The sequence below is a fragment of the Paenibacillus sp. LHD-117 genome (assembly GCF_030929555.1).
Lineage (GTDB): Bacteria > Bacillota > Bacilli > Paenibacillales > Paenibacillaceae > Pristimantibacillus.
The window spans coordinates 50,742-76,350 of the sequence record NZ_JAVFVT010000035.1 but is presented as its reverse complement, the minus strand read 5'-3'; the positions used below and the strand labels follow the sequence as shown (position 1 = coordinate 76,350).

Sequence of the window (25,609 nt, the reverse complement as noted above, 5' to 3'; positions counted from 1 at the left end):
GGTGTCGGGAAGGTAGGATCGGGATGCAGGTGTTGGTGGTGGAGGACGACGTTTCGCTGAGTCACGCAATGTCCAGCGTACTGAGGGAGGAGGGCTTTCAGGTGCACGCCTCGCTGCGCGGGGATGACGGATTGTTTATGGCGGAGCAAAATATTTACGATCTCATCATCCTGGATATGATGCTGCCCGGAATGAGCGGCATCTCGATTATCCATTATTTGCGCTCGCGCAAGATCGATACGCCGATTCTGCTGCTCACGGCGCTGGATGCAGTCGAGCGAAGGGTGGAGGGGCTGGACGCGGGAGCGGATGACTACGTGGTTAAGCCGGTTGCTTTCCAGGAGCTGCTGGCGCGGGCTCGGGCGATTCTGCGACGGCACGGCACGCTGTCGGAGTCGGGCGATATTAGCGTGGGGCCAATCTCTGTCCGGCCGAGGCTTCAGGAAGGTTTCGTCCACGATACGGCGCTGAAGCTGTCGGCCAAGGAGTTCGAGTTGCTGGAGTTTCTTGTCATTAACCGAAATCAGATTCTGACGAGAGAACAGATCCTCGATCGCGTCTGGGGTTTCGAATCGGATACGGGCATCGGCATTGTCGATCTGTATATCCATTATTTGCGCAAAAAGCTTGCAGGGCTGGGCTGTCCGGAGATGATCCATACGGTGCGCGGAATCGGTTATATGCTGAAGGAGAAGCCGCATGTTCCAAAAAACGAAAATTAAACTGACGCTGCTGAACGCCACCGTCCTGTTCCTTATTCTTACCGTACTCGGGGCAAGCTTAAATCTTTACTTGCGGACGACGATCATCGGCGGCATCGACAAAGCGATGCAGGAACGTTCCGCCATGATGAGGCCCGCTACGACCATGGTCGCGAAACCGTTTATGGTCTATTCGGGCGCAGCGGGATTGGCCATAAGCGATGCCAGACTCTCCGTCGCGACGATCAGCTCCGCCAGTAGCGTTTTTGTCCGGAATGTGGACGTTATTGTTTGGAGCGACGACGGAAAGCTGCTCAATCCGGGCATTACGTACTCCTATCCGAAGAAGCTGCTCCAAATTTTCGGGCGCTCGGTTCAAAAGGAAGGGCTATATTCCATTAGTCATAAAGGAGCCGTATTCCGGCTGCTCAACGTACCAGCCGACGACAATGATCCTGAAGCGGGCTATTATCAGTACGTCAGCGACATTAGCTCGGAAATAAGCATGCTGAACACGATTTTGACCCTTATTATCGTAGGAATCATTTTCGGAGCGGGCATTTCGATATTGGCCGGCTTGTATTTGGCGAAACGCGCCTTGGTACCGATCCGCTCGTCTTGGGAGAAGCAGCAGCAATTCATGGCAGACGCATCGCATGAACTTCGTACCCCGCTGGCTGTGCTTCAGACGCATACGGAGCTGCTGCTTCGCCATCCGGAGCATACGATTGAGGATGACAGCCGAGAAATCTCGACCATGCTCAAAGAAATCAAACGAATGAACAAACTCGTGAACGGGCTGCTCACGTTGTCGCAGACGGACGCGGACCATCTCGAGCTGCAGATGAAGCCGGTCCGAATCGACTTGCTTGTGAAGGGGGCAGCGAAACAATTCGCGCCGCTCGCCGCGATGAAGGACATCGCGATCTCGACGGATATCCGCCAGGAAACAACAGTGAACGGAGATGAGGAGCGGCTGCAACAGCTGCTGATGATCGTGCTCGATAACGCGGTGAAATATACGCAGCCGAACGGACGGGTTCGGGTCTCGTGCTTGGGTACCGCGGCCGGAATCGTCGTCCAGATCCAGGATACGGGACCGGGCCTGTCTAAGGAGGAGCTGCCGTTTATTTTCGAACGGTTCTACCGCGGCGACAAGACGCGCGGCCGGACGGCCGGAGGAACCGGCCTCGGACTGTCGATCGCGAAGTGGATCGTATCGCGCCATGGCGGCAAGATCGAGGCGGATAGCGCGCTCCATCAGGGAACGACAATCAAGATGACGTTTCCGGCCGCTTGAAGACCCATAAGAATCCGATTCGCCCCAGGCCATAATTCAAAACTTGAATGCAGTCAGTCGCTCGCAGAACTGCTCGCGAAACGTAAAAAACACCCGGTAATGGGTGTTTTTTTGTTGGGATCTTAAATCGACTAGCAATTCATGGTCTAGCACGCAGGCAGAACAAATCTCGAGGCACAGCCACAGGTAATCAAACCACGCATTCCTGCAGTTCGTGCAGAATTTCTCGAGCCAATTTGCCTTATACCGAACAAATCCTGTATTCGATACAGCATTTTACTGTTCTTTTTCTCCACTGTTCCCGCAAACGTTTGAAATTCCTGTATGGAGTACAGGAATGACTCGAAACCTATCCGATCCGGCGTAAATTGCTGTATGCAGTGCAGGAATACCCCCCAACGCCCCCTCCCACCCCCCCCCCCATTTAAGCTTCCTTTAAGCATCGCTAATCCATTTCTAAGAGACAGGCCGCATAATCGCCTTGAGTATACTACTATTCGCGTAAAGCAAAGAAAGGGGAAGGTTCAAATGAACAAAAGGAAGTTTACGCATTCGATCATGCTGCTGCTGTTGATCGCGATGCTCGCAGGATGTGCGTCCGGGAACGGGGGAGGCAAGAAGGAGGCGCTAGATCCGGACACGCCGGTGACGCTGAAGGTCGCTTATTTTAACGAACAAGCTTTCTACCAAAGCTATGGCAACGTGTTCTCCGCCAAATACCCGAACGTGACGTTCGAGATTATTCCGACAATGGAGGTTTCGCAGGCCGAAGATCCTTCGCAGGCGATGTCCGATCTCATCGACGCCGAACAGCCGGATGTCGTACTGCTCACGACGGAGCAATACGAGACGCTCGCCGCGAACGGGAAGCTTTACGATCTGGACGCGATGGTGCAGCAGACGGGCTTCGACATCGAGAATATCGTCGAAGGCGTCGTGCAGTCGCTGAGGGACGCGGGCGGCGGCAAGCTGTACGGTTTGTCCCCGTCTTTTAACACGAAGGCGCTGTATTACAACAAGGATCTATTCACCAAATACGGCGTGCCGGAGCCGACGGACAACATGACTTGGGAAGAGGTGCTCCAGCTCGCCGCGCGGTTCCCGACCGATGGAGACGACGAAAGCCGAATTTACGGCTTCGCGCCTTCGATGTTCGACCAGAACCCGTTCAAGCTGATCCAAAACATAGCGGCGGCCAAAGGCTTGAAATACCTGAATGCGGACGCGACGGAACTGACGATGTCGGAGCCGGAATGGAAGGAAATTTTCGAAGCCGTCGTCGGCGGTTACGAGCAAAAATCGGTATTTATGCCGGAGTCGTCGCCGCAAGGTTTCTCGATGGACGGCATGCTCTTCCAGGAAGGGCGCGCTGCGATGGTGGTCGATAACTCCATGATGATGGTGATGAGCGGAAAAGGAATGGCGGCAGGGGCCGTGACGATGAGAGCGGCGAAGTCGAGCGACGGCGAGGTGAAGGAGTTCGAGCAGCCGGAGCCGATCAATATGGGCGTTGTCACGGCACCGGTCGATGCAAGCGCTCCTGATCAGACGAGCGAATATGAGCTTTCGCAAATTTTTGCGGTGAATGCCGCTTCCTCGCAAGCGGATCAGGCGTGGGCGTTCATTCAATACGTGCACAGCGACGAGGCGGCGAAGATCCGCGCGAAGACTTCGGTCGGCCTCGAATCCAGGGTCGGCTACGAGACGAGCGCAAACGGAGACGACTTATCTCCTTTCTATAAGCTGAAGCCGATGCCGAAGGAGTCGACGGAGTGGTATCCGAAAGGATTCCGCGCAAGCTTCACGACTATTGCGGGCGAGGAGATCGGTGCAGCGGCAAGCGGCAGCAAAACGTTCGACGAAGCGTTCGACGCTTTGGTGAGTAGAGGCAAGGATGCGTTGGCCGAAGCGAATCTCAGCGGGGAGAAGGAACGGGATGGCGAAGGCTTCGGCGGCATGGTCAATTCCATCTTCATCGGAGGTTAGGCGGATGGGGATCGTCACGCTGAGAGGCGTGCACAAAAGCTTCGGCGGCGGCTCCGTCCGCACCCATGTCCTTAAGGGCGTCGATCTTGAGCTGCCAGTCGGAAGCCTGGTCATGCTGAAGGGACGTTCCGGCTCGGGCAAGACGACGCTGATGAATATCATCGGGGGGCTCGACACGCCGAGCGAAGGCGAAGTGAACGTAGCGGGGCATCGGCTTCACCTGCTCGGCGACAAGCCGCGCACGAAGCTCCGCCAAACGGAGATCGGATTTATTTTTCAATCCTACGCGCTTCATCCGCTTTTGTCGGCGAAGGAGAACGTGGAGCTTAGCCTCCGAATGGCAGGCGTTCCGTCCGCCAAGTGGGCGGAGCGAATCGACCATTGCCTGGAGCAAGTCGGCATGGCGCAGCGAGCGCTGCATCGCCCCTTCGAGCTGTCCGGCGGCGAGCAGCAGAGGGTGGCTATCGCGAAGGCGATAGCTCCCTCTCCGAAGCTGCTGCTTGCGGACGAGCCGACCGCGGAGCTGGACACGAAGATGTCGAAGCGGATTTTGATGCTCTTCCGGCAGCTGCGCGAGGAAGGGATGGCGATATGCATGACGACACATGACCAAACGATGCTGGAGGTAGCGGATGATGTTTATGAAATGGCCGACGGCCGATTGGGTTCGTAGAAGCGGGAGACCGGCAATCGCGCTGGCCTGTTTAACGGTTATGCTCGTTGCGGCCGGCTGCAGCTTGGCTCCCGAGTCGCAAGGCGCGGAGCTGATCGAGCTGATCGAACCGCCGAAGCTGTCCAAGAAGCCGGAATTTACCGTGGCGAAGGCGGACATCGAGACGAAAGTGAGCGCGACGGGGAAGCTGATGTCCAGCGCGCAAGAGGAGCTCCGATTCGGCGGCGAAAGCGGGCAGATTGCCGAGCTGAAGGTGGAAGCCGGCGACACGGTCAAGAAAGGGCAAGTGATCGCGATTCTCGCGACCGGCACGCTGGAGACGCAATTGAAGCGCAAAAACATCGAGGTGCGGCAAGCGGAACTCTCCATGATCGAGAAGCTAAGGGACGATAGCCGTACCCCGACTCAAAAGGAGCTGGACGAGCTGAATTTCGAGCTGCTGGTCAGCGAAAGGGATGAGCTTGCGGCAAAGCTCGAGGCGTCCAAGCTAGTGGCTCCGTTCGACGGAACGATCGTATCGCTCGCTAAGGAAGCAGGCGATATGGTGAACGCGTACGAGTCCGTCGGCCAAATCGCGGATTTGACGAAGCTGGTCGTCGCCGTCGACTTCGCCGCGTCCGACCTGGAGAAGATCGCGCCCGGCATGGAAGCGAAGGTTCAGATCAATACGGCGGGCAGCTTCGACGGAAAAGTGCTTCGGATGCCCCTATCGTCCGGCTCTTCCGATCAAGGCGAGTCGCTTGACGGCTACGTGCTCATCGAGCTGGACGAATTTCCCAAGGAGGTCAAATCGGGCACGCCGCTTAGCGCGGCGGTCGTGACGGAGCGGAAGAAGGATGTCGTGCTCATTCCACCCGCCGCGCTGCGGTCCGCCTCGAATCGCCATTACGTGCAGGTGGTGGATGCGGAAGGCAATAAGCGGGAAGTCGACGTAGAAGTGGGATTGTCGACCTCGACCGAAGTGGAAATCGTGAAGGGGCTGGAGCCCGGGCAGAAGGTGATCGGCAAATGAAGCAAATGCTCCGGTTTATCCGGCGAAAAATGTGGAACAACCGGACGCTGACGGCCAGCTCGTTCATCGGCTTGCTGCTAGCCGTCGCGTTCACGGCCAGCATACCGGTCTATACGGAACACGCGTTATCCAAAATGATCGCGACGTCGCTGAACGATAGCGATGCGGCTCCGCCTCCGGGCTCGCTGCTGCTGCGCTACCAAGCCGCGCGCAACGCGAAAACCGAGCTTGACGAGCTTAAGGCAGTCGATGCGTACATCGAAAATAAACTGCCGCAGGAGATCGGCTATCCGCGCAAGCATTCTGTCGCGTCTTATGCGCTTGGCCAATCTCAGCTGCGTCCAAGCGGGGGACAGACGACGGACAACCGACGGCGGCAGATGACGCTCATGTCGCAGACCGGCATGAAAGAGCAGGTTGAGTTGACGGATGGCCGCATGTACGGAGCAAGCAACGCGGACGGCACGATTGAAGCGATCGTATCGGAGGAGGCGATGGCAAGGAATTTTCTCAAGGTCGGAGACGTGTATACCTATACGGTGACGACTCAGTCAGGCAATAAAACCGTTGATATCCGAATCGTCGGCGCGTTCCGTCCAAAGGATGAACGTTCGGCCTATTGGTATCAGGGCGTAGATTCCTACTCCGGCATGCTTATGATCGCGCCGGAAACGATGAAGGAAACGGTGCTGGGAAAGCTCGGCGGCAATCTGGCTTCGGCTAATTGGTACAGCCTGTACGAACTGTCGGCACTGAACCGAAGCGACCTTAGCCGGCTGGAGAACAAGCTGGAGAGGCTGGAGCCTAATTTATTCCGGATGCTGCGCGACACGCGCGTCGATCTGAGCTTCCTTGACTTGATCGCCAAGTTCAAGAGAGAGGACGCTTCGCTCCAGGCGCTGCTTGTGACGCTGGCCGTACCCATGCTTGCGATGTGCTTTTATTTCATCAATATGAACGCCAGGCAAGCGCTGGAGCGGCAGCGCAACGATATCGCGGTCCTACGCAGCAGAGGAGCCCGGATGCGGCTTGTTTATGGGCTGTTTCTGATGGAAGGGGCAATTCTTGGTGCCGCCGCATGGCTATCGGGGATGCTGCTGGCGCTCGGGATGGCGCGACTTATGGTATGGACGGACGGTTTCATGCAATTTAATCCGGGCAAGGAAGCCTCGATTGGATGGAGCGCGTTATCCGGCTGGTATGGCCTCGCGGCCGTAGCGGTCGCCATTCTCGCGGGCACGCTGCCCGTAGGCGCGTACGGGAAACAGTCCATCGTCGATTATAAGAAGCAGCTGGCGAGAAGCGACCGGGCTCCGCTATGGCAGCGGTGGTATCTCGACGCGGCTCTGCTGCTCGCATCCGGCCTCGGCTGGTACGGGTTCAGCAGCGGACAATTGCTGGCCGGCGGATCCGGCGACGGCGGCGGCGTTCAGGCGCAGCCCCTCTTTTTCTTAGTTCCCGCCTTGGCTATGTTCGCCTCGGGTCTTGTTTGCCTTCGTCTATTCCCGATCCTGCTGCGGCTGCTCCATCGATTGTTCCGCAGGTGGATTCCCGTCTCGCTGCATTTGGTATTCGTGCAGCTGTCGCGGTCGCAGCGTTCGTATTACCCGCTCATGCTGCTCCTGATCATGACGCTCGGACTCGGCGTGTTTCACGCCTCCGCCGCAAGAACGATGGACCGGAACGAAAGCGAGCGGCTGATGTACGGCAACGGCGCGGACGTCGTGCTGCAGCCCGTATGGGAAGGGGAGGTCGAGCTGTTTGACGAGGAGGGCAACTACATTCCGGAGGATCAGCCGCGCAACACCATCTATACGGAGCCGCCGCAAGCGCCGTTCGAGCATATGCCGGGAGTCGCTTCGTCGGTTCGGGTGCTTCAGCTGGACGGCGAGCTGTCGTTGGCAGGCAAAGGGCTTGGCAAAGGCAAGCTGATGGGCGTCGACAACGTCGATTTTGCCAAAAGCGCCTGGTGGCGGACCGACTTGTACAAAACCGCGCATCCGTTCACGCTGCTCCGGTTTCTCGGCGAATACGAGCAAGGCGCCATCATTTCAAGTTCGTTCGCGAAGCAGCACGGCCTGAAGCCCGGCGATTTGATCCAAATGACGGCGCAGGACATTCCCATCGAGCTGGTCGTCGTGGGCGTAACCGACTACTGGCCGTCGCTCGACCCGAATTCGGCATTCGTCGTCGCGAATTTGGATTACGTCTATGAACAAATCCCGCTCACGCCTTACGCGTTATGGCTGGATATGGAGGGCAATGCCAAGGTGATGCCGATCGTCGAACATTTGCGAAGCCAAGGCATCGAGACGTCCGCGGTGAGCGATGCGCGCAATGAATGGATTCTCCGAAAACTTCAGCCCGAGAGAGAAGGGATCTACGGCATCTTATCGCTTGGGTTTATCGTTTCGGTAGCGGTATCCTTTATCGGCTATCTGCTCTTCTGGGTGTTCAGCCTCGCCAGGCGAACCGTGCAGCTCGGCATCCTCAGGGCGACGGGGCTCATGCGCGGCCAATTAACGTTTATGCTGCTGCTGGAACAGCTGCTCACGACGGGGCTGGCCATCGCGCTGGGACTCGCCATCGGCCGGCTTGCCGGCCGGCTGTTCATACCGTTCCTTCAGTCGGGAGCGAATAACCAAGTGCCGCCGTTCGCGATCGTATTCGAAATGAGGGATACCTTACAGCTATTGATCATCGTCTTGGCGATGATCGCGGCCGGCGGAACGCTGCTGACCGCGCAGATCATGCGCATGCGTGTCCATCAAGCGGTCAAGCTGGGAGAGGAGAGATAACGGTGATCGAATGCGAGGGACTGGTGAAAATATTCAAATCGGACGATGTAGAGGTCGTTGCTCTACAGGGGCTGAACCTCAAGGTCGAGGCCGGCGAGATGATCGCGATCATCGGCAACAGCGGCAGCGGGAAGTCGACGCTCTTGAACGTGCTTGGCGGCCTCGACCGTCCATCCGCAGGCAAGGCGACGATCGGCGACTGGGATTTGCTGCAGATGGACGAGAAGGAGCGCGTTGCCTATAAGCAGCATACGGTCGGCTTCATCTGGCAGAACAACTCGCGCAATCTGCTGCCGTATTTGACCGTGCTCGAGAACGTTGAGACGGCCATGATGGTGGCGGGCAAAGTCGATACGGCCTATGCCAAGCAGCTGATCGATTGGGTCGGGCTGTCGCATCGCATCGGCAATAAATTGGTACAGCTGTCGGGCGGCGAGCAGCAGCGAACCGCCATCGCGATCTCGCTCGCGAACCGTCCATCGCTGCTGCTGGCGGACGAGCCTACGGGTTCCGTTGACGCGCAGACCGCGGATATCATCATGGGTATCTTCCGCAAGCTGAACCAGGAGACCGGCGTGACGATCGTCATCGTCACGCACGATATGCAGCTGGCGGGTAAAGTCGACCGCGTCGTCGCGATCCGGGACGGGATGACGAGCTCCGAGCTGCTGAAGCGCGCGGATTCGGATGATTCTCTGGACACTCGAACGGATTCGTTCGGCGAGCATGAGGAGTACGCGGTCGTCGACCGATTCGGAAGGCTGCAAATTCCGGCGGAATATCGGGAGTCGCTAGGCATTACGGATAAAGTCAAACTGATCGTCGACGGGACCGGTCTCCGGCTGGAGCCTCCGTCTTCGGAGCGGTGAGCGGAAAGGAGCTGCATCATATGAATCAAATGACATCGTCGCTGCCATTCGAAGAAGCCGTGAAGCTTTGGCTGCCGGAGCTTCGCCACTATTGCGTTTATTTGACAGGCTCGGTCTGGGACGGGGAAGACTTGCTGCAGGAGACGGTCGCGCTGACCTTCCGCTATTACAAACGGCAGGGCGAAATCAAAGAGATCAGGGCATTCCTGATGAAGGTCGCAAGAAACAAACGGATCGACCAGTTCCGGAAGCGCAGGCTGAGAGAGGATTCTGGGCTGTGTCCGAAGGAAGAGGGGCGCAGGGATACCTGTTATTTCGAAATAAGAGGCTGGCTCGAGTGGGTCGCGGCGAGGCTGCCCGCAAGCCAGCTGAACGTTTGGCTGCTCGCCGATTACTTCGGCTTCACGATGATCGAGATTGCCGGCGGGCTTCGCATGACGATGTCCGCCGTCCGGTCGCAGCTGTTCCGCGCGCGGGAGAAGCTGCGTTCTTGCCGCTTGTCGTACGATCTGGAGCAAAAGTCAGAGCAAGTCCGGGGCGCCCGATCAACCTCCAAGAGCGGAAGACGATCCGCCCAGTCCGTCCCGTTCGGCCAACTGGCCGCGATCGACCTCTGGACCGGCTGCATCATGTGCGACGACCCGAAGCCGCTGTTTATGGCCGCGAGGACGGGAACCTGAAAGCCATCCTCCGCTAGGCCGCGCATCACGCACGAAGCCCTTTCGACTTCCCGCAGGGAAGCGAAAGGGCTTCGTTTTTTTTCGCGACTCCAACCGCACTATTCCTTGACCGCCCCGATGACGATCCCTTTCACGAAGAAACGCTGCAGGAATGGGTACACCAGCAGAATCGGGAGCGCGCTGATGAAGATTTGGGAGGCGCGCAGCGTCCGCTGCGACATGTTGGCGATGACGGCCGGATCGAAGCCGGTCGTGCTGCCTTGTACGATCAGCGTTTGCATGAAGCTGGCAAGCGGCAGATTTTCGGCTCCCTTCATATAAATCAAGCCGTCGAAGTACGCGTTCCAGTGGCCGACCATGGTGAACAAGGCAATTGTCGCGATCGCCGGCAGCGAGACCGGGAGGAACACCGAGACGAAGCTGCGCAAGTAGCCGGCCCCGTCGATGAACGCGGCTTCCTCAAGCTCCTTCGGTACGGACCGGAAGAAGTTGAGGAGCAGAATGATATTATAGACCGCCACGAGGCCGGGCAGGATCAAGGCGAACAGACTGTTCATCAGACCCAGCTTCAGAATGAGGACGTAGGCCGGCACGAGACCGGCGCTGAATAGCATCGTGACGACGAAATACCACAAGTACACGTTCCGCCCCCGGAATACGCGGTTGTCCTTCGACAGCGCATACGCGGCTACGGAGTTGACGGCCAGCGCAAGCGCCGTGCCGATCACGGTCCGCTTCACGGATACCCAAAGGGAGGTCAGGAAGTTGGCGTTGTCGAACGTCTTCGCGTAAGCCTCCGTCGTGAAGCCGATCGGCCATAACGTGACGAGCCCCGCGTTCGCCGCCGACGTATCGCTGAAGGACACCATTAGCAGATGGAACAGCGGCAGCAGGCAACCGATGGAAATGACGGCCAGAATGAAGTAGTTGAACACGCTGAATAGCCGGTATGGCAGCGTTTTATGATACACAGGAGATCACCCTTCCCATCAGAGGTTGTTCAAAAAATCCAATTTTGATTACGAAGTAACTCGAGAAGCATGTCGACATCGAATCTTGAATTCAGCCGGGACTTCCGGTGCTCACGTAGCTTCCACTACGCTCCGCTCCTCATTCCCTAATCTTCATTCAACCTTCTCGGTACTGAAAATCGGACTTTTTGAACACGCACTATTATGCATTTGCAACGTTCAAGCTAGAAAATGCGATATCCCGCGAACTTGTAGGCGAGACGGTACGAGACGACGATCAAGACGAGGCCGATGACCGATTTGAACAAGCTGACGGCCGTCGCGAAGCTGAATTGGCCGCTAAGCAAACCTTCGCGGTAGACGAACGTATCGATGATGTCGCCCTGCTGGTAGATCATCGGGCTGTACAGGTTGAACACTTGGTCGAAGTTCGCGTTCAGCACGCTGCCGAGCGCAAGGGTCGCGACGACGATGAGAATCGGAACGAGCGATGGGATCGTAATATGCAGCGTTTGCTTGAGGCGGCTTGCGCCGTCGACCTCTGCCGCTTCGTACAAGGCCGGGTTAATGCCGGCAAGCGCGGCAAGGAAAATGATCGTGTTGAAGCCGAATTCCTTCCAGACGTCGCTGAAGATAATCGTGAGCCGGAACCAGGTGCCGTCGCCGAGGAAGAAGATCGGCTTGATGCCAAGCAAGTTCGACAAGAGCTGATTGACGATGCCGGTCTGTGCGAGCAGGTCGATCAGGATGCCGCCGAGGGTCACCCACGACAGGAAGTGGGGCAGGTAGACGAGCGTCTGGATCGACCGTTTGAAGCCCATATGCCGAACTTCGTTCAACAGCAAAGCGAACGTGAACGGCACGATCAGGTTCAAGACGATTTTGGAGCAGGCGAACAGAAGCGTATTCATCGTGATTTTGATAAAATAGTCATTCTCGAACATATATCGGAAATGTTTCAAGCCGACAAACGGCGAGCCGGTAAAGCCGAGTGCGGCCTTGTAATCCTGGAAGGCCATGACGATCCCGCCCATGGGCAGGTAGGAAAAAACGAATACGGACAGCGCGGCGGGAAGAACCATCAGATGCAGGATCCACGGCACCCGGTATCCCGTTCTCTTCCGAGCGTTCCGGCCCGCGCCAGGTCTGAGCTGCATCGAAGTCATTGGGTCCATCATTCTCTCCCTCTCTCAAAAAATTCATTTGTATCCGAGGCGAAGCCCTGCTATATATATTAACAATGCCCATGATCATCGAACTATAAGACTTTGTTAGGATCGATAGGGTTTTGTAGAGCAATTTGCCAAGGGGGACAAGCATGGAGCTGCGCGGAAGCATCGGCAAGGTCAGGAGAAAAGTAGGTTCCAAGACGAGCCTGTTCGCCAAAATCAACGGGCTGATCATCATCCTATTTATCCCCGTCATCCTGTTCTTCACCTATTCCAACGGCGTCTCGTCGAACGTCATCGACAAGGAACTCAAAGCGTCGAACATCAAGCAGCTGTCGTTCCTGTCCAGCCAGATCGAATCGCGGGTCAACCAGACGATGGATTTTGTGGTCACGTTCTCGAAGGATCCCAACGTGCGGAAATTCAATGGCCTCAACATCTGGGACGATCTGTACGACCGGATGCAAACGAAATACGTCATCCAGGAGAAAATGATGCTGCAGTCCGGGGTCATGAACATCTGGCCGGTCGAGTTTACCGTCTATTCGCAGCAGAACAAAGAAGCGATATCGAACGCGAAGACAATGGTCAGCTATGACGAGGCTTACTTGAAGCGGAACGTGGCCGGCAAGTGGATCTATGGCGACGGCGAAGCGCCGGGACCGGGAACCTCCGAGGCGTTCCACTGGTTCTACACCGATTCGTTCGGCCAGCAGGACGCGCTGCGCGGCAGCAATCTGGTCGTGCAGGCGAGCTTCTACCACGAGAACATACAGAACATGCTGGACACGTACAAGTCCGGCGGGCAAGGCGACCCGATGTTCTACCATAAGGGAATCGCGCCGATCCTGAACCGCAGCGCCAACGCGGAGATGGCAAGCGAGCTGACTAGCCTGCTGGACAGGCAGGACCTCGGCGATACGATGCAGAAGGTCGTGGAATTAGACGGCAAAAGATACCTGATCAGCGCGGTAAAATCGGTTTCGCTCGGCTGGCATCTGGTGGATATCGTGCCGCTGGACCGCATTCTGGGACCGATCTCGTTCAGCCGCAACTTGTTTTACGCGGCGATGGCGTTCCTGTTCGTCGTGGGCATATCCGCCTCCGTCTTGCTGTACCGGAACGTGCAGCGCCCGATCCGCAAGCTGATCCTCGGCCTCCAGAGCGTGCAGCGAGGGGATTTCTCTGTGAGGATCAGCTCCAACGTGAACAACGAATTCGCGTTTTTGTTTTACCGGTTCAACGATATGTCGAAGCAGATCCAGAGTCTGATCGAAAACGTCCTGAACGAGAAGCTGCGGGCCAGGGAAGCGACGCTCAAGCAGCTGCAGGCGCAGATCAACCCGCATTTTCTGTATAATTGCATCGGCTATATGATCAACATGGCCCAAATGAAGGACGAAGAGGCCGTCGTCTCCATGGGACATAACTTGAGCGCTTACTACCGGTATATGACCCGCTTGGAGCGTCCGACGGCTTCTTTGCAAGAGGAGACGGGATTGATCGTCAATTATTTGGACATCCAGAAGCTGCGCAACGGCAGAATTCATTACCGGATCGACATTCCGGAAGAGATGCTGAAGCAGCAGGTCCCGCGACTGATGCTGCAGCCGGTCGTCGAGAACGCCGTCATTCACGGAGTCGGGAAGTCGTACGCCTCGGGAGAGATCCGAATGACCGGCGAGATGAAGGACGGCTTCTGCAAGCTCTGCGTGGACGACGACGGTCCGGGTATGACCGAAGAACAATTGGACGCGCTCAATCGCCAGATGAAGCAGCCGCTTCGGGAAGACATGGGATACGGCTTCTGGAATACGAACCAGCGCATCATCCATCTGTTCGGGGACAAATCGGGGCTGTCGTTCGGAAGGTCGGAGCTGGGAGGATTAAGGGCCGAGATGGTTTGGGAGCTTCCGGCCGCGGCGGATGTACGTCGGGATTCGGATACGCGAGAAGGGGGACAAACACATGCAAATGATCATCGTTGACGACGAAGCCCATTGGGTAGACAACTTATCCACGACCAAGCCCTGGCATACGCTGGGCATCGAAACGGTCCACAAGGCATATTCCGCGCAAGAGGCGCTGCGCATCCTTGACACCCATCCGATTGATATCATCATCTCCGATGTGCTGATGCCGGAGATGACGGGGATCGAGCTGTTGGAGATCGTCCGCGAGCGCGACAAGCGCATCAAATGCATCATTCTGTCGGGTTATTCCGACTTCGAATACACGAAGGAGGCGCTTCGCAATCAAGCCGTGGATTACTTGCTGAAGCCGCCGACCGATCAGGAATTGCTCGGTTCCGTCAAATCCGCGATCGAACAGCTCGAGGCCGAATGGGGAACGGTCAGCTCGCACGAGCGGACACTCCACATCCTCCGGGAAAATTTGCCGCTCCTGCGAGGCCAGCTGCTGCTCAGCACGCTTCGCGGCGAGCGGCTGCCCGCCGAGGAATGGGAGCGCAAGCTCGATAGCTACGAGCTGCCGTTCCGCTTCGGCGAATGCGCGCTGATGCTTGTCCGGATGGAAGAGGAGTTCGGCCAATACCGAAACAAAGGGCATCATTTGATGGAATACGCCATCATGAACATCGCCGAAGAAATTTTCGGCGAATTCGCTTATGTATGGGGCGTCAAGGAAGAGCATGGATATCTTGCGTTTTTGCTGCAATTCAAGGAGGAGCTTCCGGCTGCGAGGAAGGAAACGAATCTGGAGAAATCGGCCATGCATCTGCAGGCGAAAGTGAAGCAGTACTTAAAAGGCTCGTTGTCCATCGTCATGACGGAGCCGTTCCTGTTCCCCGGCAATCTTCCGGACCGGTACCGCCACGCGCTTGCGTATTTCAGGCAGATCGTCGGGGACGAAAGGGAATTCGTCATACGCGCCGGCGACTTGGACCACGGGGTGTCGCAGGGCGTATTGGATGTCATTCATTCCCCTCCCAGCCTTAAGAGTTTGCTGGAAGCGGGAAGATGGGAGTCGGCGGAAGAGAAGCTTGCCGAAGCGTTGGCGGAGCTGGACGGAAAGTGGTCCGATTCCTGGGAGCATTGCCTGGAAGCGGGTTATTTGATCGCATCCTCCTTTACGCATTATTGCCACCGCAACGGCTATACGCTGGAGGGCGCCCTGGGCCGGGACGACATCGAGCTCTTAAGAAGCGGAGAGTCATTCTCTTCCATCGGCAAGCTCCGGAGCTGGTCGTTCGGCGCGCTCGGCAAGCTGAAGGAGAGGTCGTCCAGCGAGGTCAAGGACAACCGGTCCGTCTACGTGAAGAAAATTCAAAGCTTCGTGGAAGCGAACCTGCATCTCGACGTCTCGCTGCGCGCGCTGGCCGATCATGTCAACCTGCATCCGACACATCTGTCCAAGCTGTACAAGATCGAAACCGGCGAAGGCGTCAGCGATTTCGTCTCCCGGCTGCGGATGGAGATGGCCTGCCACAAGCTGATATCGACGGATAAGAAGGTGTACGAGATTAGCGCGGACATCGGTTATTTGGACCCGGCCTACTTCATCAAGGTGTTCAAAAAACAGTTCGGCATGACGCCTCAGGAGTATCGGGAAGGCCATCAAACAACATGACAGAGTCCTATGGAAACTGAAATTATCCTATAGATGACCTCCTGCGCCTGTTGGTAAACTCTCATTTGTAACCACATCAAACACAGCAGGGGGTAATCGAAATGAACAAAATGAAAAAGCTGTGGCTGCCGCTCATTGCCTTGATGCTGATCGTGTCGGCATGCAGCAAAGAGGGCAACAACAACGCGACGACTGCGGATCCATCGGCTAGTCCGGAAGCGACGGAAGCCGCGACGAAGTCCGAAGCCGATCTGGCGTTCGAGAAGGGCAAATACGATCCGCCGATCGAGATCAGCACGATCATTATGCCCCGCGAATACACCAAAGGCGAAACGAAAGAAAACAACGTTCATGACCGCTGGATGCTGGAGACGCTGGGCATCAAGCACAAGGACACTTGGTATCCGGCAGGCTCCGATCAATACAAACAGCAGCTTCAGCTGGCGCTGACGTCGGGGGAGAAGCTTCCGGATTTCGTGATGGTGCCGACCGATCCCGTGCTGACGAACCAATTGATCGATTCCGGCCAGTTCCTTCCGATCGAAGAGCTGTTCGATAAATACGCAAGCCCGACGTGGAAAGCCCATGCCGAAGAAAATCCGGAGCTCTGGTATCCGTTCACGAAGGACGGCAAGAAGTGGAACCTGCCGATCATGGAATACACGGACAACGACGACACGATCCTGTGGCTTCGCGAAGATTGGATGCAGAAGCTGAAGCTCGAAGCGCCGAAGACGATCACCGAACTTGAAGTCATCATGGATAAATTCAAAAACGAGAACCCGGACGGTCTGGCTCCGAAGGACGTCTATCCGCTGGCGATCTCGCTCAAAAACAATACGAACACTTGGATGGGCGGCCTGGACTGGCTGTTCGGCGCTTACGGCTCCGTGCAAGAGCAGTGGAACAAGGACGCAAGCGGCAACCTGGAATACGGCTCCGTCAATCCAGGGGCGAAACAAGCGTTAGCCAAGCTGCAGGAATGGATGGAGAAAGGGTATATCCACCCGGACTCCGCGCTGTGGGACGAAGGCAAATCGGCCGAAATTTGGACCAAAGGCAACGCGGGCGTCTTGCCCGGAGCGAACTGGGTGCCGGACTGGCCGGCTCCCGATCTTATCAAGAACGTGCCGGGCTCGCAGTACAAAGCTTATCCGATTCCTGCCGGTCCGGACGGTCTCATCGGTACGAAGTGGCAGAACTCCGGCGTCAACAGCAGCTTCATGATCAACAAGGACGCCAAACACCCGGAAGCGATCATTTTATATTACAACTACCTGCTTGAAAACCTGGCTAACCCTGCCGTGGGCAGCGAGTTCGAATTCGGCTTCGCCCAAGGGTATGACTGGGATATGATCGACGGGCAACCGACAAGCGACAAGGAGAAGATCAAAGACTTCTTCGACAAGTTCCCGTACATTACCGGCCCGGCGCGCATTCCGGATTTGTACATGAGCACGCTCGTCAAGCTGGCTGACGGCCAGACGCCGGAGACGCCTTACGAGAAGCAGCTGGCGACCTTCCGCAAGCCGGAGAACTGGTATGCTGCCAAAGTGGTCATGTCGCAAATCGACATCCGCAAGCAAAACTATTTCACGGGAGCGGCAACGCCGGCGATGATCGAAAAATGGAACTTGCTTCGCCAGTCCGAGCTTGAAACGTTCAACAAAATCATCTACGGCAAGCTGCCCGTCGATGCCTTCGACGAGTTCGTTGCCAGCTGGAAAACAAACGGCGGGGAACAAGTGACGAAAGAAGTGAACGAGTGGTTCAAGTCCGTATCGAAATAAACGATTAATTCGAATAAAAAAGCCGAGTCCTGCGCGGGCGTTTCCTCGCAGGGCTCGGTTCTTTTTTTATTCAAAGTCGTTAAACGATTGTTCGTTATAGCAGACAAAAGCGGAACCGTATGTTACAATGTTCTTAATTAAGAACGAAATTAGAAACGATCGTTCTTTCTCAAGAATGACGAAAGCCGGAGGCGATCATACATGGCTATATTGGTAACAGGCGGGGCGGGTTATATCGGCAGCCATACTTGTGTGGAGCTGCTTCGCGAAGGGCGAGACATCATCGTCGTCGATAATCTGTCGAACAGCCACGGGGAAGCATTAGATCGGGTAGCCGAAATCGCGAACAGAGCGTTTCCCGTGTATATTCAAGATTTGATGGATCGCGAAGCGCTGCGTAAGGTGTTCCGCGAGCATCGCATCGAAGCGGTTATTCATTTCGCGGGACTGAAGGCGGTGGGAGAGTCGGTTCAACTGCCGCTGAAATATTACCACCAGAATCTCATGAGCACGACGACGTTATGCGAGACGATGGAGGAATTCGGCGTGTACCGCTTGCTCTTCAGCTCTTCGGCGACCGTATACGGCATGCCCGATCAAATGCCGATCCGGGAAGAAGCCGCGATCGGCGCGATCAATCCGTACGGCCGGACGAAGCAGATGATCGAGCAAATGCTTCAGGATCTGGCGAGCTCCGATCCGAAGTGGCGGATTGCGATTCTTCGTTACTTTAATCCGGTAGGGGCGCATGAGAGCGGGCGGATCGGCGAAGATCCGAGCGGCATGCCGAACAATTTGCTGCCGTATATCGCGCAGGTCGCGGTAGGCAAGCTGAAGGAAGTCGCGGTATACGGGAACGATTACGATACGGCGGATGGCACCGGCGTACGGGACTACATCCATGTCGTCGACTTGGCGCAAGGGCATTTGAAGACGCTCGATAAGCTGGATCAAGCAGACGGCTTGCATATTTATAATCTTGGGACGGGGCGGGGCTACAGCGTGCTGGAGATGATCAAGGCGTTCGAGCAGGCATCCGGCCGAACGATTCCTTACCGCATCGCGGAAAGGAGACCTGGTGATATCGGGGCTTGTTTCGCCGATCCGGCCAAAGCGAACCTGGAGCTGGGGTGGAGCGCCGTTCGCGGAATCGAGGAGATGTGCGCGGACGCATGGCGCTGGCAGGTCGCCAATCCGAGAGGATACGCGGGCAGCGTTGCTTACGCGGAACCAATCTAATTCGAAGAGGTGACTGCCGTGAGTCAGGTTAGCGTCATCATCCCCGTCTATAACGCGGGAGGAAAGCTGCATCAGTGCCTTCGATCCGTGCTGCGCCAAACCGTCGCCGCGATCGAAGTCATCCTCGTCAACGACGGCTCGACGGACGATAGCCGGGCGATCTGCGCCGAATACGCCTCGAAGGACAGCCGGGTCCGCTTCGTCGAGCAAGCGAGGAGCGGCAGCATCGCGGCGCGGCGGAAGGGCGCGGAGCTTGCGACATCTCCCTATATCGCGTTTGTGGATGCGGATGACTGGCTGGACGAAGCGATGCTGGATCGGCTGCTCGGCATCGCCGACGTCCACGGCGCCGATATCGCGGTATGCAATACATACCGGGTGCTTGACAGCTCCGCTTGGATCAAACGCTCGAACACCAGCAGCTACTTCAGGCAGCAGACGGTATACCGGGGAGAAGATATCAAAGCCGGCTTAGTCCCATCCTTCCTGCACGGGCATGCTTTCCCGGCTTACCTTCACGGCAAGCTATATCGCAGGGAGCTGGTCTTAAGCTGCGGAACCTACCTGGAGCCGTTCACATTTTTCGGGGACGATCTTTATTACAATCTCGAAATGTTTCTGCAGGCGAGCACTGTCGTCGTCATCCCGGAACCGCTCTACTATTACAGGGCCGGAGGTTTAACCAGCCGCTACATGCCGGAGCTGGTTCAGGACGCCGTCGCCGGTTACCGCGTTCAACGAATGGTTATCAACGCGCATTATCCGGAGGACGAGCGGGAGGCTCATCTTATCGGCATCAATTTGATGCTCCTGAATACGCTTCGCACATACCTGAAAAATCTTTATTTGAGCAAGCTGACCCAGGAAGAACGACGCTCGTCGATCGCGGCGATGTGCCGGCTTCCCGAAGTGATAGGCAGCGTGAACCATGAGCCGTCGGCCAGGCGTATCCGATTACGCTTCGTGAACGCCGTTCGCAAAGGAGATATTGCCTATTTGGACCGGGAAGGACGCAGGCAATTCCGGAAAAGTTTGCTTCGAAATTGGATGATCGTTACATTATCGACATTCGATTCCAAGAAATTCGACAAATTGAGAAGCAATCTCTCAAATTCTGGAGACACAAAGCGACAGCATCTTCGTTCCAGATGAGCTATTATTTTTGTTGTGGGACATCAATACATATTATATGGGAGACGAAGAAGTGCGTTTAGTATCTGGGCACCTTAAACGCATGGAGTCAGTGGTGCAACCGCCCCAATCGGATGGGGGATTTTAGGATGACACGATTTATATCGGACAACCAGCAGGAATTGGATGCGGAGTGGGTAGAGCTGATGTTGAGCGCGCGTTCGAAGGGCCTCACGACGGAAGAAGTGAGCAAGGTACTGCGTATCCTTCAAGAGCAGGGGCAATTGATCATAAAAGAAAACGCTGTATAGGCATACAGCGTTATTCGCGGTTGAATTTCCATTTATTAAATTCGAGGAATTCTTTGAACTGTTCTTTGCTTACGCCGGAAGCCATCGCTTCCCGGACAAGATTCTCCCATTCCCGATCCAAGTGGACGGCATCGCCTTCCGCTTGTTCTTGGCCTACGAACTCCTCGACTGGCACGTTTAATACCTCGCCTATCTTCTCGAGAAATTGGATGGAAGGGTTCTGCTGGAGTCCTCTCTCGATGGAACTCAAATACGATTTCGCAACTCCTGCCCGTTGAGAGAGCTCGGTTAACGAAAAGCCTTTCCGTTTGCGAAACATCTGAATCCTTTCTCCAATCATAGCAGACGCCTCCTTTGCAAGCGCAATTACAACAATTTGATCTCTATTATAACGAATTAATTGCAATTACGAAAGCAAATTAACGGAGATTGGTTCTCATGATGCAATGGAATAGGACTAATTGGAATTATAAGTAAATTAATGTGCATTAATAGACAACGTCGCCCATGATCGGAACCAGGCAAACATTCAGCTGCAGCATGCGCGGGAACGCTTGCTGCAGCTGAAATGGTTTATCGGTATGCTGGATTTTTGCAAGGCGGCCGAGACTTCTGATAGACTAATTGGCATGCTTAGCGAATTTCTCGACGACGACGAACTTGTTCATGACTTCCGACCCGCTAACGTATAGCGACCCGCTGCGAAGCCACGCGTGCGCGATAAGCTTCCCGTTTTCGTCTCTGGCGGTGCCAAGGTATAAAGTACTGGGAATGTCGCGCCGCTCGAGCATTTTCATCCCAGCCATGGCCTGAACCAAACATTTGCTGTCCCAGAACGTATGCCGGCTCATGACGCTTATGGCGGACCTGACGCGCTTTAGCGTTTGGATATGCTTATCGTCGCATTGAAGAGAAGTCTCCTCCGTCTTGGAACCTAACTTGGGAGCAACTTTTGCGAAGGTGCGGAGCAGCTGAAGTTTGGCCAGCCCCAAAAAAAGAAAAGCCTCTATGAATAAGAGGACGGTATGCCGATCAAGCGAGAGAAACGTTCGTATTCTCTTCGTTAACAAGGATCAGACCTTCCTTTCGAAGCTGTTCTAGGAAAGCGATAACCTGTTCTTCGCATTGTTCGTTCTCGATGGCGAATTCGGTTGTTAATTCTTCGATGAGCGCCTGAACGGTAACCGCCTCGTTCATACCGTCCCAAATCCGGCCGCCGATCGCGCCTAGATTGTAGTAGTTGCCATTGCGGACGCTGAGCATTACCTTCTCGCCGCCCATGTCGCTGACTATGTTCTGTTTGCATGATGATACGAGGTCCGTTAAAGCGAGTGGTTGTTGATCGTACATGTTGACGCCTCCTTAAAGTGTTCTTGTTATAGAACGGATGAAACAGCTGAAAATCCCCCTTAATATAAGGGGATAAGCTGAATCTTGCGTTCTATGATGGCTATCAGAAAAGGAAAGTTGTTCTTTATTAAGAACTTAATTGTAGGTTATCATCAACGCAATGGGTTGTCAACAGCAGATTCGAGGATGGGCGAAAGTCGGGGTGAACCTGGCTCGCATTGACAATCGCGGAAAACGAATGTTAAGATCATGATGTTGTTCTTTATTGAGAACAATAGATTCGTTCGGATACGAGGTGTTCGATTTGGATACGCATGCGGAAGTCATGATGCCGGGTGAAGTTCCTTATTCGCTTTCTTCTTACTTGCATGTCATTCGGTTGAAGAAGGAACAGATCGTCGAGGAAGGCTTATTCGGAGAGCCGCTATCCGTTCTTCGGCTGGATATAGGGAAATCGTATCGATTCAATGAGATCGGAAGCCGAATATGGGATTTGATCCGGGAACCGCTCTCCGTTGGCGAAGTTGTCAACAAGCTGTTGTTTGAGTATGATATTGATCGTATGACATGCGAGACCGAGGTATTCGGTTTTCTCGCGAAGCTGTCCAAGGAGCGTCTCATCCAGTTCAGCTTATCCTGTTAAGGGGATTGGAGGTGCGGGGCTTCTGAAAGAAACGATAATCATGTTGTCCATCGTTTTGTGCGCGGCCTTGCTGTTTTATTTGGCATTTATTTGGCCGACGCAATGGTTGAAGATCGAACGCGTTCGAATGCCGCTCGGCATCGGCATACGGGTCTTGCAAGTTAGCGATCTTCACGTGGATCGGCTGCGTGTTACGCCGCAAAGGCTCGAAGCCGTTATTCGCTCGGAGAAACCGGATTATGTGTTTTTGACCGGGGACTTTACGTATAAAAGGAGTTATTTGCCTTCGCTGGATCGTTATCTGCGGGTGATAGAGGCAGCCGGCGTGCCGGCTTACGCCGTGCTCGGCAATCATGATTACGAGCTTCCCCGCCTTCGCGATCTGACCGAACGTTTTCGCGCCAGAGGAATTCCGCTTCTGCGGAACAGCCATGTCGAGCTGCCGGGCTTCAGGCTTGTCGGCATCGACAATTACAGTACGGGCCATAGCCGCATCAAGGCGTCGTTCCAAGGGATTAACGGGCCGGAGCCGGTAGTCGTTATTACGCACGACCCGAACGTGGTGTTGGAGATCGATCGTCCCTTCGACTATTTGATGGCCGGACATCTTCACGGCAAACAGATGAATATTCCTTTTTTCTTTGCATTCAAACCGAAAGGCCCACTCTCGACGCAAGGCATATACAAAGGCCTTCACAACGGCAAGCGCGGTCCTTATTATATTTCGAAAGGCATCGGGCAAGCCGGCGTAAACGCAAGATTCATGGTGCGAAGCGAAGTGACGATTCACGATTTATAAACAGCAACGCCCAAGGCATAAGCGGTTTTCACGCTTAACGCCTTGGGCGTTGCTTGCGCTTATGGGAGTTCGGCTAGCTTGCGATTACGGTTCGTCTTGTACCTCTGGAACCCCCGTGCGATAATCGTCTTCGCCGGGATAATCGCGTTCCAGACCCGCGTGCAAAGCCTTGTTCTCGTAACCGTACGCGCTTTGCGCGTGCTGGTTCATGCGCCATGGCGAGCTTTTCCCGAGCGATTCGCTGATCAGATCCGAGCCGTATGGCCCTTCCGGGAACTCTTCGGCGAATAAGTCATTCCGATGCGATTCGGCTGTCGATACGTCTGGGTTAAAGTCACGGTCATCATGATCGCCTAGATACACTGGCAAGTTCCTCCCCGGATGGTGGTCGTTACCGCTTTAGAATGCCCCGATTAATCCGTAAAATTCACCGTGCCAACGACAAAATAAAGAAACTGCCGCAGCTCCTCCGCCTCTTCTTCCGACAGCTTGAACGCGTATTCCAAATAACCTTCTTCCTCGAGATCGTCGGGGCCGATGATGGCCGTTTTGCCGAATTGCAAGTCCGTTACCAGCTTCTTGCCGTAGAACCGGTTCGTCGTCAAGACGGCAAGGTCGAACCGCTTCAGGCTTGGCGTAATGAAGGTGACGAATCGGGTTGATGTATCTTCTGTAGAATCCGAGAGGAAATCGTAATTAGGCAATTGCATGTGGAGCACCTCCTGTTCAAGCTTGATTGTTGTTATTATACATGACTTTCGCGCGAAGAGTCATGAAATTCAGCTTGTCAACGTTATAACGATATGATAGCATGTAACCAATCGAATACTTGAACGACGAGGAAGCACCTCTTTTGCCGAATGGCGGAAGAGGTGCTTTTTTTGTTGCACAAGAGAAGTCGTTTGCGGTATTCGCGACCATTACAAAATGCGAAAGGTGAGTGACAGGATGCAAATCGTATTTATGAACACGTTCGAGAAACACGCGGAAGGAGCGGGGAACGGAAGCGCCCGGCTGTTTATCGGAGAAGACCAGGGGCAGTGGTCCGTTGAGTGGCAGGAAGAGGAAGAAAGCGGGCAAAGCTCGACCGTTTGGTTCGAAGGAACCTCTTGGGAAGAGATGATTACTTCCTTCAGGCACGGCGTCGCCAAAGTAATGGGTGCCGGTTACGCTCCCGTCATCGATGGCATGCTGGAAGGGCCGCGTACCGCAGGCGGCGGCTATATGACCATGCTGCACTGCTATGGTGAGCTGAACGCGGACCAAGAGCTGTTCCAGGCGCTTCGCGAGTGGCGCAGGAAAGCGGCGGCCGCAGAGAAGAAGTCCGCCTATCTCGTCGCGACGAACCGGATGTTATGGATGATCAGCGCATTCGTCCCGCAAACGGAAGAGGAATTGAACCAAATTCCTGGCTGGGGCAAGATGAAACATGCCTCTTACGGAGCGGACGTGCTCGCCGTTACGGCAGAAGCCTCTCGAAGCACACCCTTCCCGCTGGACTGGGTAGAGGACCGATTGGATCCCGATGTCTATGCGGCTTGGCAGTATAAACAAAAGGAGAACAAGTACAAACTGCTGATGGATCGCCAGCAAGAGAAGAAAAGAATTCTGACCGTTCTCCAGCAAGGCGGTCAGCTGAAGCAGCTGGAGGAAGATCTGTCCTTGTCCCGTCGCGAGCTTCTGATCCGGATCGAGGATTTGGAGGCGGAAGGCTACGACGTGGAGCCGTTCGTCGACCGGGAGCTTAGCGAGGTGCCGCAATCGGAGCAGCAGCTCATATGGGATGCGATGGCCGCGATGGGCGACCGTTATTTGAAGCCGGTACTTGAACAGGTTTACGGCCAAGGGGAAGATGGAAAGTCCGGCCGTCAGGTCGAGCAATGGTATGAGCGGCTTCGCCTCATGCGAATCCGCTACCGTCGGAAGAGCGGCAGCAAAGCCGTATGACCGAACATTGAACTAGGACCAAAGGAGGATATGCGTCATTCCTAGTATACTTGTCCTAGTGATTCGAGTATAATAGTTGTCAAATAGACAAATTGCGAATTTTGTCGAGAAAAAAGGAGCGCTTCCTCGTTATGAAGGCAGAGTATATAAACCCGTTTCTTGAATCTGCAAAAATCGTAATTGAGCAAGTCGTTCAAATACGGCCTGCGACAGGACAGCTAGGGCTCAAGGACATTAAGTTTGTTGAGAATTACATATGGATTCAGATCGGCCTCAACGGACAGATGAACGGTGATATTGTATTCGGACTAAGCGAACAGGTAGCACTTCGGATGGTATCCGCGATGATGGGAGGATTCGTCATCTCCGAGATTGACGAAATTTCCCGAAGCGCCATTTCCGAACTAGGCAACATGATCAGCGGCAATGCCAGCACCATGTTATACAATCAAGGAGTGAAGGTCGACATCACTCCGCCGAAGGTCATTCATTCCGCGCAATCCGCGGGGTTCAGCGCGAAGCAAGCGTTGACGATTCCGCTTATTATGGATGGCATCGGCGAGCTCGACATTCAAGTCCTAATTGCTTCGTAAGCGGAAGAAAGCTCCTGCGGGAGCTTTTTTTGCTTCCCCGGGAAGAGTGCAGTAAACTT

At 55.2% G+C, this 25,609-nt stretch carries 25 protein-coding genes and 1 riboswitch; of the genes, 18 read left to right on the top strand and 7 right to left on the bottom strand.

Annotated features, from left to right (window positions below; all coding sequences use genetic code 11):
- Nucleotides 1–23: 23 nt before the first annotated feature.
- The 8 genes from RB620_RS23445 to RB620_RS23410 all read left to right on the top strand — a co-directional run bounded on the left by RB620_RS23445 (nt 24) and on the right by RB620_RS23410 (nt 10,019).
- Nucleotides 24–722: a response regulator transcription factor gene (locus RB620_RS23445; RefSeq protein WP_308098620.1), complete on the top strand. Its 699-nt coding sequence runs from the start codon at nt 24–26 to the stop codon at nt 720–722.
- The gene (locus RB620_RS23440) at nt 700–2,001 is read left to right on the top strand and encodes a sensor histidine kinase (protein ID WP_308098618.1); all 1,302 of its coding nucleotides are present in this window, start codon (nt 700–702) and stop codon (nt 1,999–2,001) included. Before RB620_RS23445 ends, RB620_RS23440 begins: the two co-directional genes overlap by 23 nt.
- A 528-nt stretch (nt 2,002–2,529) precedes the next feature.
- Nucleotides 2,530–3,987 carry an ABC transporter substrate-binding protein gene (locus RB620_RS23435; RefSeq protein WP_308098616.1) on the top strand — a complete coding sequence of 486 codons (1,458 nt, stop codon included), beginning with the start codon at nt 2,530–2,532 and terminating at the stop codon, nt 3,985–3,987.
- 4 nt (nt 3,988–3,991) lie between these two features.
- A complete protein-coding gene (locus RB620_RS23430) occupies nt 3,992–4,660 on the top strand; it encodes an ABC transporter ATP-binding protein (protein WP_308098614.1) in 669 nt (222 codons plus the stop codon).
- On the top strand, nt 4,620–5,672 hold the full coding sequence (locus tag RB620_RS23425) for an efflux RND transporter periplasmic adaptor subunit (RefSeq protein WP_308098612.1): 1,053 nt from the start codon (nt 4,620–4,622) through the stop codon (nt 5,670–5,672). The genes RB620_RS23430 and RB620_RS23425 overlap by 41 nt, the downstream gene beginning before the upstream one ends.
- The gene (locus RB620_RS23420; RefSeq protein ID WP_308098610.1) at nt 5,669–8,470 is read left to right on the top strand and encodes an ABC transporter permease; all 2,802 of its coding nucleotides are present in this window, start codon (nt 5,669–5,671) and stop codon (nt 8,468–8,470) included. The genes RB620_RS23425 and RB620_RS23420 overlap by 4 nt, the downstream gene beginning before the upstream one ends.
- Nucleotides 8,471–8,472: 2 nt before the next feature.
- On the top strand, nt 8,473–9,339 hold the full coding sequence (locus RB620_RS23415; RefSeq protein WP_308098609.1) for an ATP-binding cassette domain-containing protein: 867 nt from the start codon (nt 8,473–8,475) through the stop codon (nt 9,337–9,339).
- A gap of 20 nt (nt 9,340–9,359) precedes the next feature.
- Complete coding sequence (locus RB620_RS23410) at nt 9,360–10,019, top strand: RNA polymerase sigma factor (RefSeq protein WP_308098606.1); 660 nt, start codon at nt 9,360–9,362, stop codon at nt 10,017–10,019.
- 98 nt (nt 10,020–10,117) lie between these two features.
- On the opposite strand, the gene RB620_RS23405 is transcribed toward RB620_RS23410, so the two are convergent.
- Both RB620_RS23405 and RB620_RS23400 read right to left on the bottom strand, forming a co-directional pair.
- Nucleotides 10,118–10,990, bottom strand: a complete 873-nt coding sequence (locus RB620_RS23405; protein ID WP_308098604.1) for a carbohydrate ABC transporter permease — start codon at nt 10,988–10,990, stop codon at nt 10,118–10,120.
- Between the two features lie 224 nt (nt 10,991–11,214).
- A complete protein-coding gene (locus tag RB620_RS23400) occupies nt 11,215–12,147 on the bottom strand; it encodes an ABC transporter permease (protein WP_374121452.1) in 933 nt (310 codons plus the stop codon).
- A gap of 161 nt (nt 12,148–12,308) precedes the next feature.
- On the opposite strand from RB620_RS23400, the gene RB620_RS23395 reads away from it, so the two are divergent.
- The 6 genes from RB620_RS23395 (at nt 12,309) to RB620_RS23370 (ending at nt 20,218) form a co-directional block, all read left to right on the top strand.
- Entirely contained in the window at nt 12,309–14,147 is a 1,839-nt protein-coding gene (locus tag RB620_RS23395) for a sensor histidine kinase (protein WP_308098602.1), read from the top strand.
- Nucleotides 14,128–15,747, top strand: a complete 1,620-nt coding sequence (locus RB620_RS23390; protein WP_308098600.1) for a response regulator transcription factor — start codon at nt 14,128–14,130, stop codon at nt 15,745–15,747. The genes RB620_RS23395 and RB620_RS23390 overlap by 20 nt, the downstream gene beginning before the upstream one ends.
- Nucleotides 15,748–15,848: 101 nt before the next feature.
- Nucleotides 15,849–17,537: a type 2 periplasmic-binding domain-containing protein gene (locus RB620_RS23385; protein WP_308098598.1), complete on the top strand. Its 1,689-nt coding sequence runs from the start codon at nt 15,849–15,851 to the stop codon at nt 17,535–17,537.
- Between the two features lie 201 nt (nt 17,538–17,738).
- Entirely contained in the window at nt 17,739–18,776 is a 1,038-nt protein-coding gene (gene galE, locus RB620_RS23380; RefSeq protein ID WP_308098596.1) for a UDP-glucose 4-epimerase GalE, read from the top strand.
- 18 nt (nt 18,777–18,794) lie between these two features.
- Complete coding sequence (locus tag RB620_RS23375) at nt 18,795–19,928, top strand: glycosyltransferase family 2 protein (RefSeq protein ID WP_308098594.1); 1,134 nt, start codon at nt 18,795–18,797, stop codon at nt 19,926–19,928.
- Nucleotides 19,929–19,959: 31 nt separating this feature from the next.
- Nucleotides 19,960–20,043: riboswitch (cyclic di-GMP riboswitch) on the top strand.
- A 13-nt stretch (nt 20,044–20,056) separates the two neighbouring features.
- A complete protein-coding gene (locus RB620_RS23370) occupies nt 20,057–20,218 on the top strand; it encodes a hypothetical protein (RefSeq protein WP_308098592.1) in 162 nt (53 codons plus the stop codon).
- Between the two features lie 10 nt (nt 20,219–20,228).
- Here RB620_RS23370 and RB620_RS23365 read toward each other — a convergent pair whose 3' ends face one another.
- From RB620_RS23365 to RB620_RS23355, 3 genes are all read right to left on the bottom strand, one after another.
- Entirely contained in the window at nt 20,229–20,558 is a 330-nt protein-coding gene (locus tag RB620_RS23365) for a helix-turn-helix domain-containing protein (RefSeq protein WP_308098590.1), read from the bottom strand.
- 280 nt (nt 20,559–20,838) lie between these two features.
- A complete protein-coding gene (locus RB620_RS23360; protein ID WP_308098588.1) occupies nt 20,839–21,288 on the bottom strand; it encodes a lasso peptide biosynthesis B2 protein in 450 nt (149 codons plus the stop codon).
- Nucleotides 21,251–21,568 (bottom strand): lasso peptide biosynthesis PqqD family chaperone, encoded by a 318-nt coding sequence (locus RB620_RS23355; RefSeq protein ID WP_308098586.1) that lies wholly within the window; start codon nt 21,566–21,568, stop codon nt 21,251–21,253. Before RB620_RS23355 ends, RB620_RS23360 begins: the two co-directional genes overlap by 38 nt.
- A gap of 265 nt (nt 21,569–21,833) precedes the next feature.
- Between RB620_RS23355 and RB620_RS23350 the strand changes: the two genes are divergently transcribed.
- Together RB620_RS23350 and RB620_RS23345 are read left to right on the top strand one after the other, a co-directional pair.
- Nucleotides 21,834–22,211, top strand: coding sequence for a PqqD family peptide modification chaperone (locus RB620_RS23350; protein WP_308098584.1), 378 nt, complete (start codon nt 21,834–21,836; stop codon nt 22,209–22,211).
- Nucleotides 22,212–22,251: 40 nt separating this feature from the next.
- Nucleotides 22,252–23,010: a metallophosphoesterase gene (locus RB620_RS23345; RefSeq protein WP_308098582.1), complete on the top strand. Its 759-nt coding sequence runs from the start codon at nt 22,252–22,254 to the stop codon at nt 23,008–23,010.
- Between the two features lie 84 nt (nt 23,011–23,094).
- Here the strand turns inward: RB620_RS23345 and RB620_RS23340 are convergent, their stop codons facing one another.
- Entirely contained in the window at nt 23,095–23,373 is a 279-nt protein-coding gene (locus RB620_RS23340; RefSeq protein WP_308098580.1) for a hypothetical protein, read from the bottom strand.
- Nucleotides 23,374–23,423: 50 nt separating this feature from the next.
- A complete protein-coding gene (locus RB620_RS23335) occupies nt 23,424–23,720 on the bottom strand; it encodes a DUF3055 domain-containing protein (RefSeq protein ID WP_308098578.1) in 297 nt (98 codons plus the stop codon).
- Nucleotides 23,721–23,958: 238 nt separating this feature from the next.
- On the opposite strand from RB620_RS23335, the gene RB620_RS23330 reads away from it, so the two are divergent.
- Nucleotides 23,959–24,957 carry an HRDC domain-containing protein gene (locus RB620_RS23330; RefSeq protein WP_308098576.1) on the top strand — a complete coding sequence of 333 codons (999 nt, stop codon included), beginning with the start codon at nt 23,959–23,961 and terminating at the stop codon, nt 24,955–24,957.
- Between the two features lie 131 nt (nt 24,958–25,088).
- Nucleotides 25,089–25,550, top strand: coding sequence for a chemotaxis protein CheX (locus tag RB620_RS23325; RefSeq protein WP_308098574.1), 462 nt, complete (start codon nt 25,089–25,091; stop codon nt 25,548–25,550).
- Nucleotides 25,551–25,609 lie beyond the last annotated feature (59 nt).